Genomic DNA, 14,270 nt, shown 5'->3' with positions numbered 1-14,270 from the left:
CGCTATTTTCGGCGTCCTCAGCCTAGACCGAATCGGCTGAAACATAATACGTCTCTTGTTCCAAACATAATACGTATGATAAGCCTTTCTGTGGGGGCATCGGGGCTCCCAACGACAGGAAGCGACAAACAATGACATTGATGTCAGATTCGCGGCGATCAATGACGGGGCGAAGGGGGCGGCGCGCAGCACTACTCGCGCTGCTCGGTGCCGGCGTCGTCGTCGCGTCAGCACTCATTCCCTTGAAAGCACAGGCTGATCCAGCGACGATCTACTACGCGTCACCGGACGGCAAAGGTGCGGGACACTGCAGCCAGGCGCAACCGTGTTCGATCGAGCGCGCCCAGCACGTGGTTCGACCGGCGGCCAAACATGGCGACGCAACGATCCAACTCGCCGACGGCACCTATCGCCTGACCGCCCCGCTGCAATTCGGAAGCGACGACGGTGGCGGCGACCACACCATCACCTGGACAGCCGCCCCAGGAGCCCACCCGATCATCACCGGCGCTTCGCAGGTGTCCGGCTGGTCGCATTCCTCGGCCGGTTCAGGCGTCTGGGAGGCGAACACGCCGAGTGGACTCGACACGCGACAGCTCTTCGTCAACGGAGTGATCGCGCCGCGCGCATCCATTCGCATCGCCAATGCAGATGTCACACCGACCGCGACCGGACTCACCATCAAGAATCCGGCGCTCGCCTACCTCGCGTCACTCCCCGACCAGGGGCGCATCGAGTTCGAGACACTGGGCGACTTCACGAATCGCATCTCGCCCGTCCAGAGCATCAGCCCGTCCCAGATCACGATGGCGCAGCCCGCGTGGAACAACAACACCTGGGGCTGGGACACGGTGCAGAACTCCTTCCTCGCCGGCCCCAGCTGGTATCTCGACAACTCGCTGAGCTTCCTCACCTCCGTGGGTCAGTGGTACATCGACCCCACTGCCGGCAAGCTGTACTACAAGCCCGCGGCAGGGGTGGACCCCAACACACTCGACGTGGAGCTGCCGCGACTGCAGTCCCTCGTCAGCATCGGCGGCACCTACGACAAGCCGGTGACCGGACTCGCTTTCAGCGGAATCCAGTTCTCGGGCACCTCGTGGCTCGAGCCCTCGTCACCCGACGGCTATGCCGATCAGCAGAACGGCACCTTCATCAAGGGCAACTACGATTACCGCCCGACCGACGCGTTCACCAGTTGCTCCCGTGGCTGTGAGTCGTTCGAGCGCGCTCGCAACACCTGGTTCCAGGAGCCCGCGGCCGTGCAGGTGTCGGCCGCCAGCCGCATTTCGTTCACCGGCAACACCTTCACGAATCTGGGCCAGTCGGCGCTGGGCATCGGAAACGATGACAATGCGACGCTCACCGGCATCGGCCTGGGGGCCAGCGGCATCGACGTCGTGGGCAACCGTTTCATGGAAGACAGCGGCCACGGAATCGTCGTCGGCGGAGTCCGGCCGGATGCTCACCATCCCAGTGACCCGCGAATGACGAACAGCGATGTCACCCTCGAGAACAACACCGTCGACCATGTTTCTGTGGATTACAAGGACAACGGTGGCATCCTCAGCACCTACGTCACCAACGCCCACATCCTCCACAACGAAGTCTCGAACGTGCCGTACGACGCGATCGACACCGGGTTCGGCTGGGGCATCAACGATGCCGGCGGCTCGAACGACTACGTCGATCGCGGCTACTACAACTGGAGCCCGCTGTACACAACGCCGACGACGCTGAAGAACAACACCGTCGAAGGCAACCTCGTGCACAACACCAAGGCGCGCTTCGCAGACGGCGGATCGATCTACAACCTGTCCGCCAGCCCGGGCACGGTCGTTGACAAGAACTACGAGTTCAACATCTCCGGAGTCGCGCTCTACCTCGACGAAGGCTCACGGTCGATGACCTACGAGAACAATGTCATCCAGGGCGGCGGCGCATGGGCTTTCACCAACGCCTACAGTCTGCGGAACAACACGAGCGACAACGTGCTTCAGAACAACTGGTACAACTCCGGTGGGGCTTCGACACCGAATGCCGCGGTCCACAACAACACACTCATCAACAACGTGAAGGTGAACGGCACCAACTGGCCTGCCGCCGCACGCGATGTGATCTGTGCCGCCGGCGTTGAAGCGCAGTACCGCACTTCGCTGAACGCCAACCTGTTCGGGTTCACCGGCTGCCCGACGAATTCACCCGTCGGCTCCGGCTACAGCACGACCGGTACGTCAGCAGCGAGCTCGGTCTTCGGCCAGAACGGCGGAGCCTTCGGGATCGCGGCTCAGGGCGCCGATGTCTGGGGCGCCGGCGGGCAGCACGACGATCAGTTCGGCGCGATCTATCGTGCGGGCTCGTTCAACTCCACGTCGAGCATCTCTACCCGCGTCGTGTCCGTCAACGACGCCAACACGAACGCGAAGTCGGGAGTGATGGTGCGCAACGACATCACCAAGGCGGGAGCTTCGGCCGGCTACGCGGTAGTCGCCGTGACCGCCCGCAACGGCGTCGTGTTCGACTGGGACTCGAACGGTGACGGGTACGTCGACACCGAGGCCAAAGCGAGCGTCGACATCTACCGTCCGATCTGGGTGAAGCTCGCCCGGAATGGTACGTCGTTCACGGCCTCGTATTCCTACGATGGCGCGAACTACGTCACGATCGGGTCGCCGGTCACGATCGGTTCAGCGGCAGCCACTCAGGATGCCGGGCTCTTCTCCTCGTCGCACGATGTGACGCAGTCGGCGATCAACCAGTTCGATTCCGTGGCATTCACCCAGTGATGACCGGCCGATAGTTCAGCCGTCCGAACGCGGAGGGGCCGGGAGAATCATCCTGGCCCTTCCGTTCGTCGCGCCGGGGACGCCTCCAACAGAAACCCCCCGCCCGATGGCCGGGGGTTTCCGTGTGGGATAGTCACCTAGCCGTTGTAAGCGTCGGCCATCGCGTTCGCCAGCGGTGTGACGGCGAGTCCCACCAGGCCGGCTGTTCCTCCCGTGGACGTGAGAGCTATTCCGTTGCTGCCGGACTGTGGGAATGTCAGGTCTGTGATTGCAGTCGTACCGCCCTGCGCGAAGGTTTCAACGGATGTCTTGTCCAGGTAGATCTCCAAGCGGAGTAGTCCGTGATCCAGGTGCACAGCTGCCGCGTCGACGCTGGGGAACGCAGGGTTGAATCCGACATCTCCGGAGTGAGTGCGATCGACGCTGAGCGTGCCCGTTGTCGTGTCATAGGTTACAGAAAGGTACTGTGAGCCGTCCGCTGAGCGGAAAAGCTGCAGCCCGAATGACTTCGCGGAACCGGCCGCCAAAACGGCATCGAGGCGAACAGAGTTCTCACCGGTTGTCGTCGACAGGACCTTCGTACCAGCGGGAATCGTGGTCGGAGCAACCACCTTGAGCTGACGCAGTTCAGCCAACTGGGTCACCTGCGGTGCAACCTTCTGCACAATGCGGGGCTGGCCGTCGATCGTACGCAGCGAAAGGATGCGCGGGACGGACTGTGTTCCCCGCCAGCCATTCGTCGGAATGGTGTTCGCGTAATCCCAGTTGTTCATCCACCCCAGAGCGATCCTCTGGTTCGCCGGCGCATCATTGAATGTGACCGCAGCGTAGAAGTCGTGACCATAGTCGAGCCAATGCGCGCGCTGCGTCATGCTCAGCGCGGGCTGGTCAGCCAGAGTGAACTGGTCGGCGAGGAGATGTCCCCATCCTCCGGCATTCAGATCCACCAGCTGAAGCTGGGCTTGCTTGCCCTGCAGGTCGCTGAGATCCCAGCTCGTCCAATCCAGCAGACCGCTGTTGTTACCGGTCGCCGTGCGCACGACCTGACCGTCGACGATGAGATTGGCGCCGGTTTCGGTGTTCCACGGGTTCGCGATGGCATCCGAGAAAACGATGTTGTCGACCATCATGTGGCCCCACCCTGCGCTTCCGTCGCTCTCGTCGACGACTTGCAGTGTCGCTTGCTGGCCGATGTACGCCGACGCATCCATGTGCACCCAGTCCATGTTCGGGGTGTTGTTGCCAGTCACGCTGGCTACGACGTTGCCGTTGACGACCAAGTTGACCGAGGTCGGATTCGCCTGACCCCATGGGTGCTCTCCGCCGGCCGTCAACAGATTGATGTACGGATGAGCGACCGTGAAAGTAGGTGAGGTGATGGTGCCCTCGGCAGCGTCACAGCCCGCCTGGCACGTGTCGAGAACACCGCTGCCGAGCTGACCGCTCAACGACTCTTTCGACGGGGTGATTCCGGCGAATGAGCCTGAACCGGTCCAGCCGGGCAGCGTATTTCCTTCGAAGTCCTGGAAGGTGTCCCCTGCCGGAGCACCGGTCGAGCCACCCTGCACGTACGGGTGGTTGCCGCCGCCGATCAGGAAATTGAGATGAGTCTTGTCGATTGTGAATGCCGGTGACATCAGCGATCCCGTCTCCGCATCGGAGTTGTGGAAGGTGTCCACGTAGCCCGACCCGATGAATCCGGTCGCTCCTGTGTTGTGGGCCGGGCCCGTGCCGAACGCCGTGCCGGCCGTTGTCCAACCGGCTCCGTAGGTCGCCCCCTCAAAGTCGTTGAGAGTGGTTCCGGTGGGTGCCGTGTACGGCGCTTCGCTATTCGTAAACGTCTTCCCGTCGAACGATCCGACGAAGTATTCCGCCTTTCCAGCAACGTTCACCGTCAAAACCCACTTGGTTTCGCTGGCTTTGCCGTCGAGTTGCATCGGAAACAGGTCGGGGCATTCCCAGACAGCGGTCGTGACACCATCCGGCCCGAACTCGCTCTGCTCTGTCCAGTTCTTGAGGTCAGGCGAACCGTAGATGGCCACCTTGTGCTGGTCCGACAGGGCCACCGTCATCCGCCACTGCTTCGCCGGCGCGTACCAGAACACTTTCGGGTCGCGGAAGTTGTGAGAGCCGATGTCGATCACGGGGTTGTTCGCATATTTCGTCCATGTCGTGCCGCCGTCGTTGCTATAAGCGATCGACTGCCGCTGTACCCCACTCGCACGGGGAGCGCTCGTGTAAACGGCGACAAGCGGTCCCTTACCGTTGGCGCCGAGACCACTGGTGTTACTGCTGTCGTAGACGACGCTTCCCGACCAGACCTCCTCGTTGCTGTCCGACGGAATCGCAATCGGCAACTGCTTCCAGTGCGTGAGATCCGTGCTGACCGCATGGCCCCACGATGCGTTCCCCCCGGTGTTTCCCGTCGCGTTGTACTGATAGAAGAGGTGATAGCGTCCACCGAAATAGATGAGCCCGTTGGGGTCATTCATCCAGTTCTGGGCGGGCGTGTAGTGATAGTTGGGCCTGGTATCCGGCTGCGCGACGCTGTCAGCAGAAGCCGATGCTGGAGTCGCGAGGGAGAGGGACAAAACTGTCGCAGAAACGACAGCGGCCACTGTGAGTGCAGCTCGGGTGAAGATCGTCATCGACCAACCTTTTCGTGAAGTGTGGATAAACACGGAAGCTCATCCGATGGGTGTTGAGGATTTTTCGGAGACTCACGGAAGCCCAGCAGCGTCCGGCGCGGCGAGGATCGCATCGGGACTGACGCCTTCGAGCCAGGTGAGTTGTGAGGCGTCTTCCTCGATCAGCCCGGCGAGTGCGGCGTTGAACGTGCGACTGTGTTCGGCGCGGATGTGGGCATCGAATGCTGCGGAATCCCGATAGATCTCGTAGACGAAGTAGGCCCGATGATCCTCGGCCTCATGGTGCGCGTTGAACGTGACATTTCCCGGTTCGGCACGCACCCGCTCGACGTGGCCGGCCAGGAGCCTCTCGACCACATGCTCCTGACCGGGTTTCGCGGTGAACGTGGCATAGAGCGTCAGCTGACCGCTCATTCGTCGGAGGTGCCGATGCGTTTGGCTCCGGTCATGATCGCCACCGCCTCGGTCATCGAGTGGGTCGCCGGCGTGATCGTCGCGGCCCGTTTCCCCAGCCGTTGGATGTGGATGCGATCGGCCACCTCGAAGACGTGAGGCATGTTGTGGCTGATGAGTATGACCGGGATGTCCCGGTCGCGGAGGTTCTTGATGAGCTCGAGCACTTGGTTCGACTCGCGGACCCCTAGTGCGGCTGTCGGTTCGTCGAGGACGACGACCTTCGAGCCGAATGCTGCGGCGCGAGCCACCGCGACGGCCTGGCGCTGGCCGCCGGACAGGTTCTCGACGGGCACCGTGACGTCCTGCAGGGTCGTGATGCCGAGTGCGGTGAGTTCAGCCCTCGCCTTCTTGCGCATCCCCTTCGTGTCCATCACCCGGAACACGGACCCGAGAATCCCTTTGCGCCGCTCCTCGCGGCCGAGGAACAGGTTGGATGCGACGTCAAGCGCGGGCGAGACGGCAAGGTTCTGGTAGACCGTCTCGATGCCGGCGCCGCGAGCATCCTGCGGCCTCTTGAAGTGGACGGGCCGGCCGTCGAGCAGGATCTCCCCTTCGTCAGGAATCTCCGCTCCCGTCAGGCATTTGACGAGTGTCGATTTGCCGGCGCCGTTGTCGCCGATGATGGCGAGCACCTCACCAGGGTAGAGCTCGAGGCTCACACCATCGAGGCCGACCACTCTGCCGTACGTCTTGACGAGGCGTCGGGCCTGCAGCACCGGGGTGCGGGTTTCGACCGGCTTCGATGCCGTGTCGTCGGTTGTGAGTGTCATTTGCGTACCTTTCGAATCCACTGGTCGACTGCGACCGCGACAATGACGAGGATGCCGACCGCCAGTACCTGGTAGAGCACATCCAGACCGGCGACAGCGAGCCCTTCCTCGAAGACGCCGACGATGAGCGCGCCGAGGAGCGTGCCCCACACGGTGCCGCGGCCGCCGAAGAGGCTGGTTCCACCGATGACGACAGCTGTGATCGACTCCAGGTTGATAGTGGTGCCGTCGTTCGGGCCGATTCCGTCGACGCGACCGATCAGCACCCATGCTCCGACAGCGAGGATGGCGCCGGCGGCGAGATAGACGCTGAGCAGCACGCGCTGGACCCGGATGCCGGCCAGGCGGGCCGCCTCGGGATCGTCACCGACGGCGTAGACGTGTCGGCCCCACGCGGTCCGCCCGAGAATCGCCGCAACGATTGCGTAGAGAACGATCATCACCACCACGCCGTAGGTGATCTGGACGCCGAGCACGTTGAACGTGTTGCCGAGCGAGGTGATGAGGGGCGGCAGATCCTGTCCCTGCACCGACGCACTGTTCGAGTACAACAGCAGAATGGCGGTGAAGATGCTGAGCGTTCCTAAAGTGACGATGAATGGAGGGAGTTTCAGTCGGGTGACGAGCATCCCGTTGATGAATCCGGTCGCGATGCCGACCACGAGGCCCAGAAGCAGGCTCAGCACAGCCGGAACATGGTTCGTCGACGCTGTCTGTGCGATCACAAGCCCAGCCAGGGTTGCGGCGGCACCGACGGACAGATCGATTCCTCCGGTGAGGATGATGAGGGTCTGGGCGATGCCGATGGTTCCGACGACGGCTACCTGCTGGGTGATCAGGGAGAGGTTCGCCGGATTGAGGAAGCGCGGATTGATCACGCCGAAGATGATGATCGAGATCAGCAGGACGATCGCCGGGCTGAGCGCGGGGTAGCGATGAAGCAGGTTCCTGAGTCTGCTGAGCGGCGTCGTGCGGTGGAGGAACTCCTGTGCGAGGTCGAGCTCCGAGGTGGGCGGGCTTGCTTGTGTTGCTGGTTGACTCACGATTTCTCTCCTGAACTTCTCTGTTCGATGTCGTGATGCGCGGATGTTGCTCCGCGTGGTGTGGTTCCGGGCCGGCCCGCCCGATGGTCGAGGCCGGCCCGGAGTCGATGGATGCTTACTTGCCCCAGCAGATCTTCGATCCCTGGTCGGGCGTGATGCTGGTCACGCCGGAGACCGGAGTCTGGGTGATCAGTCGCGAACCGGTGTTGTAGAAGTCGAGGCCCGGAGTGACCTTCGGCTTCGTGCCCGTCTTCGCGAGCTTGACGATCGCCTCCATTCCGAGTGACGCCATCTTCGACGGGTACTGCTGGCTTGTGGCCCCGATGATTCCGGACTGGACCTGGCCGACGCCGGTGCAACCGCCGTCGATCGAGACGAGGATGGTCGACTTGTCTTTACCCGCGGCCTTGAGCGCCTGGTACGCACCATACGCCGCGGGCTCGTTGATCGTATAGACGACATTTACGTTCGGGTCTTTGGCGAGGATGGTCTCCATCGCCGTGCGGCCGTCGGCCGCGTCACCGTTCGTCGCCTGGTGACCGGCGATGGTGTAGCTGCCACCCTTGCCGCCGGTGTAGCTGCCGCTCTTCGCTTCGCTGCCGTTCTTCGCCGAGTCGGGGACCGTGATCCCCATCCCCTTCAGGAAGCCCTGGTCGCGGTTGAGGTCGACCGAGACGACCTGCGTGTTGAAGAGGTCGAGCATGGCGATGTCGGCGGACTTGCCGTCGAGCTGGGCTGCAGCCCATTTTCCGATGTCCTCGCCGGCGATGAAGTTGTCGGTGGCGAACGTGATGTCAACGGACGACGGCGGCGTCGGGACGGTGTCGAGTGCGATCACGAAGAGGCCGGCCTTGCGTGCCTTGTCGATCTCGTTCTGCACGCCTGGTCCGTTCGGCGTGATCAGGATGCCTTTGTCACCGCGGGCAATGGACGCTTCGATGGCCTGGACCTGGGTGGCGACGTCTCCGTCCTGTTTGCCGGCCGCGAGAGTGAGGTTGACGCCGGCTTTGGCCGCGTCGGCCTTGGCTGCGTCTTCCATGGCTACGAAGTACGGGTTCGTGGTCGTCTTCACGATGAGCGAGACGCCGACTTTGTCCGAGCCGGATGATCCGGAACAGCCTGTGAAGGCGAGCGCTGCGATTGCCGCGATCGATCCCGCGGCCATGAGACGCGGTGTGCGCGAGTTGCTGCGATTCAACATTGAACTTCCTCTGGTTGGGGGATGTGGCATCCCTGACAACGATGTCATAGGTAGTTCTAGTCCACGAATGTTATATAGTCAAGGGCAATCTCACATTTGGAGTTGAACCGTGACATCGTTGTCAAGCGAAATGCAACCATCCCCTGGGCGTCGGTCCACCATGCGGGATGTGGCCGCGCTCGCAGGCGTGGGAATCAAGACCGTGTCCCGCGTCATCAACCGTGAGCCCAACGTCTCGAGCGCGACAATCGAACGTGTGCAGTCAGCAGCGACCCGGCTGAACTATCATCCCGACATCCAGGCGGGAAATCTGCGTCGCAGCGATCGGAGGACCCAGACGCTCGGCCTCCTTGTCGGAAGTGTCGCCAACCCGTTCTCCGGCGCTGTGCACCGTTCCATCGAAGATGCGGCAGCTTCTCGTGGTGTCGCGGTTTTCGCATCCAGTCTCGACGATGACCCGGCGCGCGAACGAGTCGCAGTGTCCGCGTTCCTGCGTCGTCGGGTCGACGGTCTTATCCTCACTCCAGTGAGCAAGAGCCAGGGGTACCTTCTGTCCGAGCAGGAGCACGGAACACCGGTCGTGTTCATCGACCGCGAGCCGTCCGGCATCGACGCCGACGCGATCGTCAGCAACAACGCCGAGGGCGCCGCCCTCGCCACCCGCCACCTCCTCGAACAGGGCCACCGCCGCATCGCCTTCCTCGGCGATCGCCACGACATCTGGACGGCGAGCGAGCGTCGCCGTGGATTTCTCGAGGAGCTCGGCCGGGCCGGGGTGCCGACTGGCGAGGCATGGCTGGTCGAAGACCTCCACGATGAGCACACAGCGCACGCGGCAATCGAGGGCCTGTTCGCCGGCGCTCGTCGACCGACTGCCGTGTTCAGCGCCCAGAACCTGATCACGATCGGAGCGATCCGGGGCCTGCGCGAGCGAGAGCTGCAGAAAAAGGTGGCTCTCGTCGGCTTCGACGACGTCGAACTCGGCGATCTGCTCGATCCCGGCCTCTCGGTGATCGCCCAGGACCCCGACCGCATCGGCACTCTCGCGGCGGAGCGTGTCTTCGCCCGCCTCGACGGCGATGATCGTCCTCCGAAAACGGTGGTGGTTCCCACCACACTCATCGAGCGCGGCTCAGGAGAGATCCGCCCCCATGAGTGATCCCCGAATCGTCGTCGTCGGAGATGCGCTCATCGACGAACTCGTCTCAGCCGAATCGACCGAGGAGCATGTCGGCGGTGCAGCTCTCAACGTAGCCGTCGGTCTCCGGATCCTGGGACTGGACGTCGACCTCGTTGCCATGGTCGGCACCGATGGCCCTGGCGAAACGATCAGACGTCACCTCGCTCACTGGGGAGTCCGGCTCCACCCAACGTTCACGGATGTCTCGTCACGCGCGATCTCCGATCGGTCCGCGGGCGAGCCCCGCTACCGCTTCAATACGGCGGCGCAACAGAGGAGGATCGCGTTCGACCCTGCTCAGCGCGCCGCCCTCGATCGAGCCGACCTTATCCTCGTCAGCTGCTTCCCCTTCGACGACCAGCCCCAGGTCGATCTTCTGCTCGAGTCGGTCGGTAAAGGCGACCGCGTCATCCTCGACCCGAACCCGCGCTCCGGGATGATGCACGACCCGGAACTCTTCCTCGAGAATTTCGAGGCACTGGCCTCGCGAAGCCTGCTGACCAAGATCGGGGACGAGGACGCCGACCTGCTCTACGGCCTCCCCCTCCGCGATGTCATCGGCCGCCTGCACGAGCGCGGTGCATCGGCGATCCTCGCCACTGCCGGTGCAGGCGGCGCGTCCCTGATCGCTCCCGGTGTGCGCGTCGACGTCGGAATCGCCGAGCTGCCCCAGCCGATCGTCGACACGATGGGCGCCGGCGACGCGACACTCGCGGCGGTCGCCGAAACGATAGCCCGGGAAGGAATGCCGACCGACCCCGCTGAAGCAGAGCGGATGCTCGAGTCGGCGATGCGGGTCGCGGCAGCGACCTGCCGTCATCCTGGCGCACTTCTCCGCATCCCGGTCGAGTCGAATCCGCACTAGCCACCTCGAGAACACAAGGAGATCACCCATGCCTGTACTCGACCGTTTCGACCTTCGCGGTCGCACAGCCGTCGTAACCGGATCGACGCGCGGACTCGGACGGGCATTCGCCCGGGCACTTGCCGAGGCGGGTGCGAACATCGTCATCGTCGGCCGCGACGCGGGCGCCGCCGAGACGGTGCGAAAGGAACTCGACATCCTCGGCGCAGCCTCCCTCACCGTCATGGCCGACGTGACGGCGCGCCCCGATGTCGAGCGGATCGTCGCCGCCGCCACCGACCGCTTCGGCCGCGTCGACATACTGGTCAACAATGCGGGAGCCTGCATCCACAAGCCCGCCCTCGACGTCACCGACGAGGAGTGGCGTCAGGTGATGGGGGTCAACCTCGACGGCCTCTGGATTGCCTGCCAGGTCTTCGGGCGGCACATGATCGAGTCGGGCGGTGGAACGATCGTCAACATCGGTTCGATGTCCGCATCGATCGTCAACCGGCCACAATGGCAACCTGCCTACAACGCTTCGAAAGCGGCCGTGCACCACCTCACCCGGAGCCTCGCCGCAGAATGGGCGCCGCACAATGTCAGGGTGAACGCGCTCGCCCCCGGCTACATGCACACCGACATGTCGCCGATCCATGAGGAACGATTCCAGCGGTACTGGATCGAGGACACCCCCCAGCAGCGTGCGGGAGAGCCCGACGAGCTAGGCCCGGCGATCGTCTTCCTCGCCAGCGACGCTTCCAGCTTCATGACGGGATCTGTCCTCACGGTCGACGGCGGGTACACGGTCTTCTGAAACCGGGTCTTCACGCGCTGTCGTGGCCCCGAGCATCCTTGAGAGCCTGGAGGTCGAGCTCGATGAAGTCCTGGATCCGCTGCAACCGCTCCGCGGGATCAGCCTCGGCACTCACACTTCCCGCGTCGAGCTTGTCGGTGATCGCACGCGAGATGTCGAACCAGGCGTCCTGTCGCGCACGCTCGATGAGGTCGAGAATGTAGGCCCCGTCGCCGGCACGGTCAGTCAAGGTCTCGGCAAGGGAGCGCGCCAGCGCCTCGCGGCGCCGAAGATTCAGATCATCGACCGGACGATAGTCGTGAACGTGTTCCGAAGGACCGTCGAGGTAAGCAGCCCATTCCCGTTCGGCGGCGATCCGTGCGGCGTCGCCAGATGATTCGTCCGCCAGAGCCCGCAGGAGGTCGCTTGCAACGGGCGCCAGCCGCTCGGGATCGAACGCGATTCCATCCCGAAGCGCACTGATCGTGATCTTGTTCTTGAGCGCCATACGCGTCGCGAACTCCGCAATCATCACCCCCTCCTCGAGCGCATGCTCGAGCGTGTTCGGGCTTGGCGATTCGACACGCGAGGCATCGAACGGCTTGAACTCAGGCTTCTTTCGGCGACGCGACTTCATCAGCATCACCCCCGCAATCTGGATCAAGGCCGCCTGCCGCGCAGTGGCGCCGCCGCAATCGGAACCGTGTGCTTGAACTGTTGCAGCGATCGGGCGGCGGCGCTAGAAGAACACGCGCCGCCGCCCGATCCGTGGTCCATCTCAGGGCATTGACCCGAGAATGAAAATGCCTGATCAAGAGGCATATTACTCAAGTGTGCCTGGAGGGATTCGAACCCTAATTGGAGACCATCGTTGTCACGGAGCGCCCGCGCCGGGTTACCTGCGGACTGGGACGGTCTGGGCCGACAGTTCACCGATGTTCGGAAGGGATGGTGGGAGTTTGGATGGGTCACGTCCGAATGCGAACGCGGCTACTGTACCGACCAACGCGAACGCTGCCGCGACGAGCAGGATTTCGTTGAGTCCGCTGGCGGTGCCGGTCTGGGCGGCGTGGGTGACGGCCTCGCGGAGGTGAGGGGGAACAGCTGACGCTACCTTTGTGCCGGCCCCGGAAGCAACGGCCGCGGCAAGCCGATGGGCGACCCCGGACGGTCCCGGGATGCCGTGCAGGGTGACTGCGGCGACACGAGAGGCGTAGAGGGCGCCGAACACCGCGACACCCGTGGCGGTGCCAACCTGGCGCAGAGTGTTGGTGAGTCCGGCGGCCATCCCGGCGCGAGCGGGTTCAACCCCTGCGAGCGAGGCCGAGGCCAGGCTCGTGGACGTGATGCCCAAGCCGATGCCGGCAAGGATGAGACCCGGCAGCAGCACCAGCCAACCGGACGTGGCTGTCAGGTTGGCCATGAGGAACAGCCCAAGAGAGGCTGCAGCCATTGCCACACCCAGCAGAATGCGCATCGGCACTCTGCCGATCAGACGGCCAGTGAGGAAGGCGACGGTGAATGAGGCCAAAAACATCGGAAGCAACCGCAGACCGCCTTGGACGGGTGAGTAGCCGAGGGTGTTCTGCAGGTACAGCGACAGGTAGGGGATTGTTCCGATCACTGTCGCCGAGATCGCGAACGCCACGATTCCGGTCGCTGCGAAGCTGCGCCGCCGGAACAGCCGGAGGTCAGCCATCGGCGCGGCGGCGACGCGGAGCTCGTAGATGGCGAACGCGGCGAGGAACACCGTCGCAGTCGCGAACAGCCCAACGATCAGCGGGCCCCCCCACCCGAGGGTATTGCCCTGGATCAGGCCGAACATCAACGCTGTCAGCGCTACCGTGATCAGGGCGGTCCCCGCCCAATCGGCCCGACCGCCGGCCGGGTTACGAGATTCGCGCAATCGGGCCGCGCCGACGACGAACGCCGCCACGCCAATCGGCAGGTTGACGAAGAAGATGGACCGCCAGCCCAGGGTGTCGGTCAGTATCCCTCCGGCAAGCGGACCCAGGGCGCTGGCCGCGCCAAGGGTGGCGCCGAATGCGCCGAGCGCCCGCGCCAGGGATGCGCCGGAGAACTCGGCTCGTAGCAGTGGCGTGGCGGTGGCGAACAGCACAGCGCCACCGACTCCTTGGAGCGTGCGGAACACCTCGAGTGTCACTGCGGTCGTTGCTAGCGCACACGCCAGCGAGCCGAGGGTGAAGATGACGAGGCCGACCAAGAACAATCGGCGCCGGCCCAGGCGGTCGCCCACAGTGGCGGCGGGCAACAGCAGCACGGCCAGCGCTAGAGCATAAGCAGAGGTCACCCACTGCAAGTCTGCAAGACTCGCTTGCAGATCACGCTGGATGGACGGCAGGGCGACGCCCACGATGGTGGCGTCGAGCAGCAACATGAATGCCGCCGTACACACCAGCAACAGCGTCCAGCGCTGCCGCGACGACATCGTCATTTTAGTCATCTGACTCACCAACCAAACCGAACCAGCGTGCGGCGTGCGAAGCGGTCAGTGAGGGGACTTTCGTATCGACGTGCAGCAACCG

General features: G+C 63.8%; 11 protein-coding genes. 4 read left to right on the top strand and 7 right to left on the bottom strand.

Annotation, left to right across the window (positions count from 1 at the left end):
• Positions 1-161: 161 nt before the first annotated feature.
• Positions 162-2,786, top strand: coding sequence for a right-handed parallel beta-helix repeat-containing protein (locus tag AAYO93_RS01510; protein ID WP_345763263.1), 2,625 nt, complete (start codon positions 162-164; stop codon positions 2,784-2,786).
• A 137-nt stretch (positions 2,787-2,923) separates the two neighbouring features.
• Here AAYO93_RS01510 and AAYO93_RS01505 read toward each other — a convergent pair whose 3' ends face one another.
• From AAYO93_RS01505 to AAYO93_RS01485, 5 genes are all read right to left on the bottom strand, one after another.
• Positions 2,924-5,434, bottom strand: coding sequence for a glycoside hydrolase family 32 protein (locus AAYO93_RS01505; protein ID WP_345763262.1), 2,511 nt, complete (start codon positions 5,432-5,434; stop codon positions 2,924-2,926).
• A 72-nt stretch (positions 5,435-5,506) separates the two neighbouring features.
• On the bottom strand, positions 5,507-5,848 hold the full coding sequence (locus AAYO93_RS01500) for a putative quinol monooxygenase (protein ID WP_345763261.1): 342 nt from the start codon (positions 5,846-5,848) through the stop codon (positions 5,507-5,509).
• Positions 5,845-6,660 (bottom strand): ATP-binding cassette domain-containing protein, encoded by an 816-nt coding sequence (locus AAYO93_RS01495; protein WP_345763260.1) that lies wholly within the window; start codon positions 6,658-6,660, stop codon positions 5,845-5,847. The genes AAYO93_RS01500 and AAYO93_RS01495 overlap by 4 nt, the downstream gene beginning before the upstream one ends.
• Positions 6,657-7,703, bottom strand: a complete 1,047-nt coding sequence (locus AAYO93_RS01490; protein ID WP_345763259.1) for an ABC transporter permease — start codon at positions 7,701-7,703, stop codon at positions 6,657-6,659. Before AAYO93_RS01490 ends, AAYO93_RS01495 begins: the two co-directional genes overlap by 4 nt.
• Positions 7,704-7,818: 115 nt before the next feature.
• Complete coding sequence (locus tag AAYO93_RS01485) at positions 7,819-8,904, bottom strand: substrate-binding domain-containing protein (protein WP_345763258.1); 1,086 nt, start codon at positions 8,902-8,904, stop codon at positions 7,819-7,821.
• Positions 8,905-9,064: 160 nt separating this feature from the next.
• Between AAYO93_RS01485 and AAYO93_RS01480 the strand changes: the two genes are divergently transcribed.
• From AAYO93_RS01480 to AAYO93_RS01470, 3 genes are read left to right on the top strand one after another with little or no spacing between them, the layout of a single operon-like run.
• Positions 9,065-10,063 (top strand): LacI family DNA-binding transcriptional regulator, encoded by a 999-nt coding sequence (locus tag AAYO93_RS01480; protein WP_345764936.1) that lies wholly within the window; start codon positions 9,065-9,067, stop codon positions 10,061-10,063.
• The gene (locus AAYO93_RS01475; RefSeq protein ID WP_345763257.1) at positions 10,056-10,949 is read left to right on the top strand and encodes a PfkB family carbohydrate kinase; all 894 of its coding nucleotides are present in this window, start codon (positions 10,056-10,058) and stop codon (positions 10,947-10,949) included. Before AAYO93_RS01480 ends, AAYO93_RS01475 begins: the two co-directional genes overlap by 8 nt.
• A 28-nt stretch (positions 10,950-10,977) precedes the next feature.
• Positions 10,978-11,745 (top strand): SDR family NAD(P)-dependent oxidoreductase, encoded by a 768-nt coding sequence (locus AAYO93_RS01470; RefSeq protein WP_345763256.1) that lies wholly within the window; start codon positions 10,978-10,980, stop codon positions 11,743-11,745.
• A 10-nt stretch (positions 11,746-11,755) separates the two neighbouring features.
• Here the strand turns inward: AAYO93_RS01470 and AAYO93_RS01465 are convergent, their stop codons facing one another.
• Together AAYO93_RS01465 and AAYO93_RS01460 are read right to left on the bottom strand one after the other, a co-directional pair.
• Complete coding sequence (locus tag AAYO93_RS01465; protein ID WP_345763255.1) at positions 11,756-12,370, bottom strand: hypothetical protein; 615 nt, start codon at positions 12,368-12,370, stop codon at positions 11,756-11,758.
• A 249-nt stretch (positions 12,371-12,619) separates the two neighbouring features.
• Positions 12,620-14,188 (bottom strand): MFS transporter, encoded by a 1,569-nt coding sequence (locus tag AAYO93_RS01460; protein WP_345763254.1) that lies wholly within the window; start codon positions 14,186-14,188, stop codon positions 12,620-12,622.
• Positions 14,189-14,270: the final 82 nt, after the last annotated feature.

The sequence above is a fragment of the Diaminobutyricibacter sp. McL0608 genome (genome assembly GCF_039613825.1).
Lineage (GTDB): Bacteria > Actinomycetota > Actinomycetes > Actinomycetales > Microbacteriaceae > Diaminobutyricibacter.
Note: the sequence above shows the minus strand (reverse complement) of the source record. Positions and strands in the feature narration are given on the sequence as shown.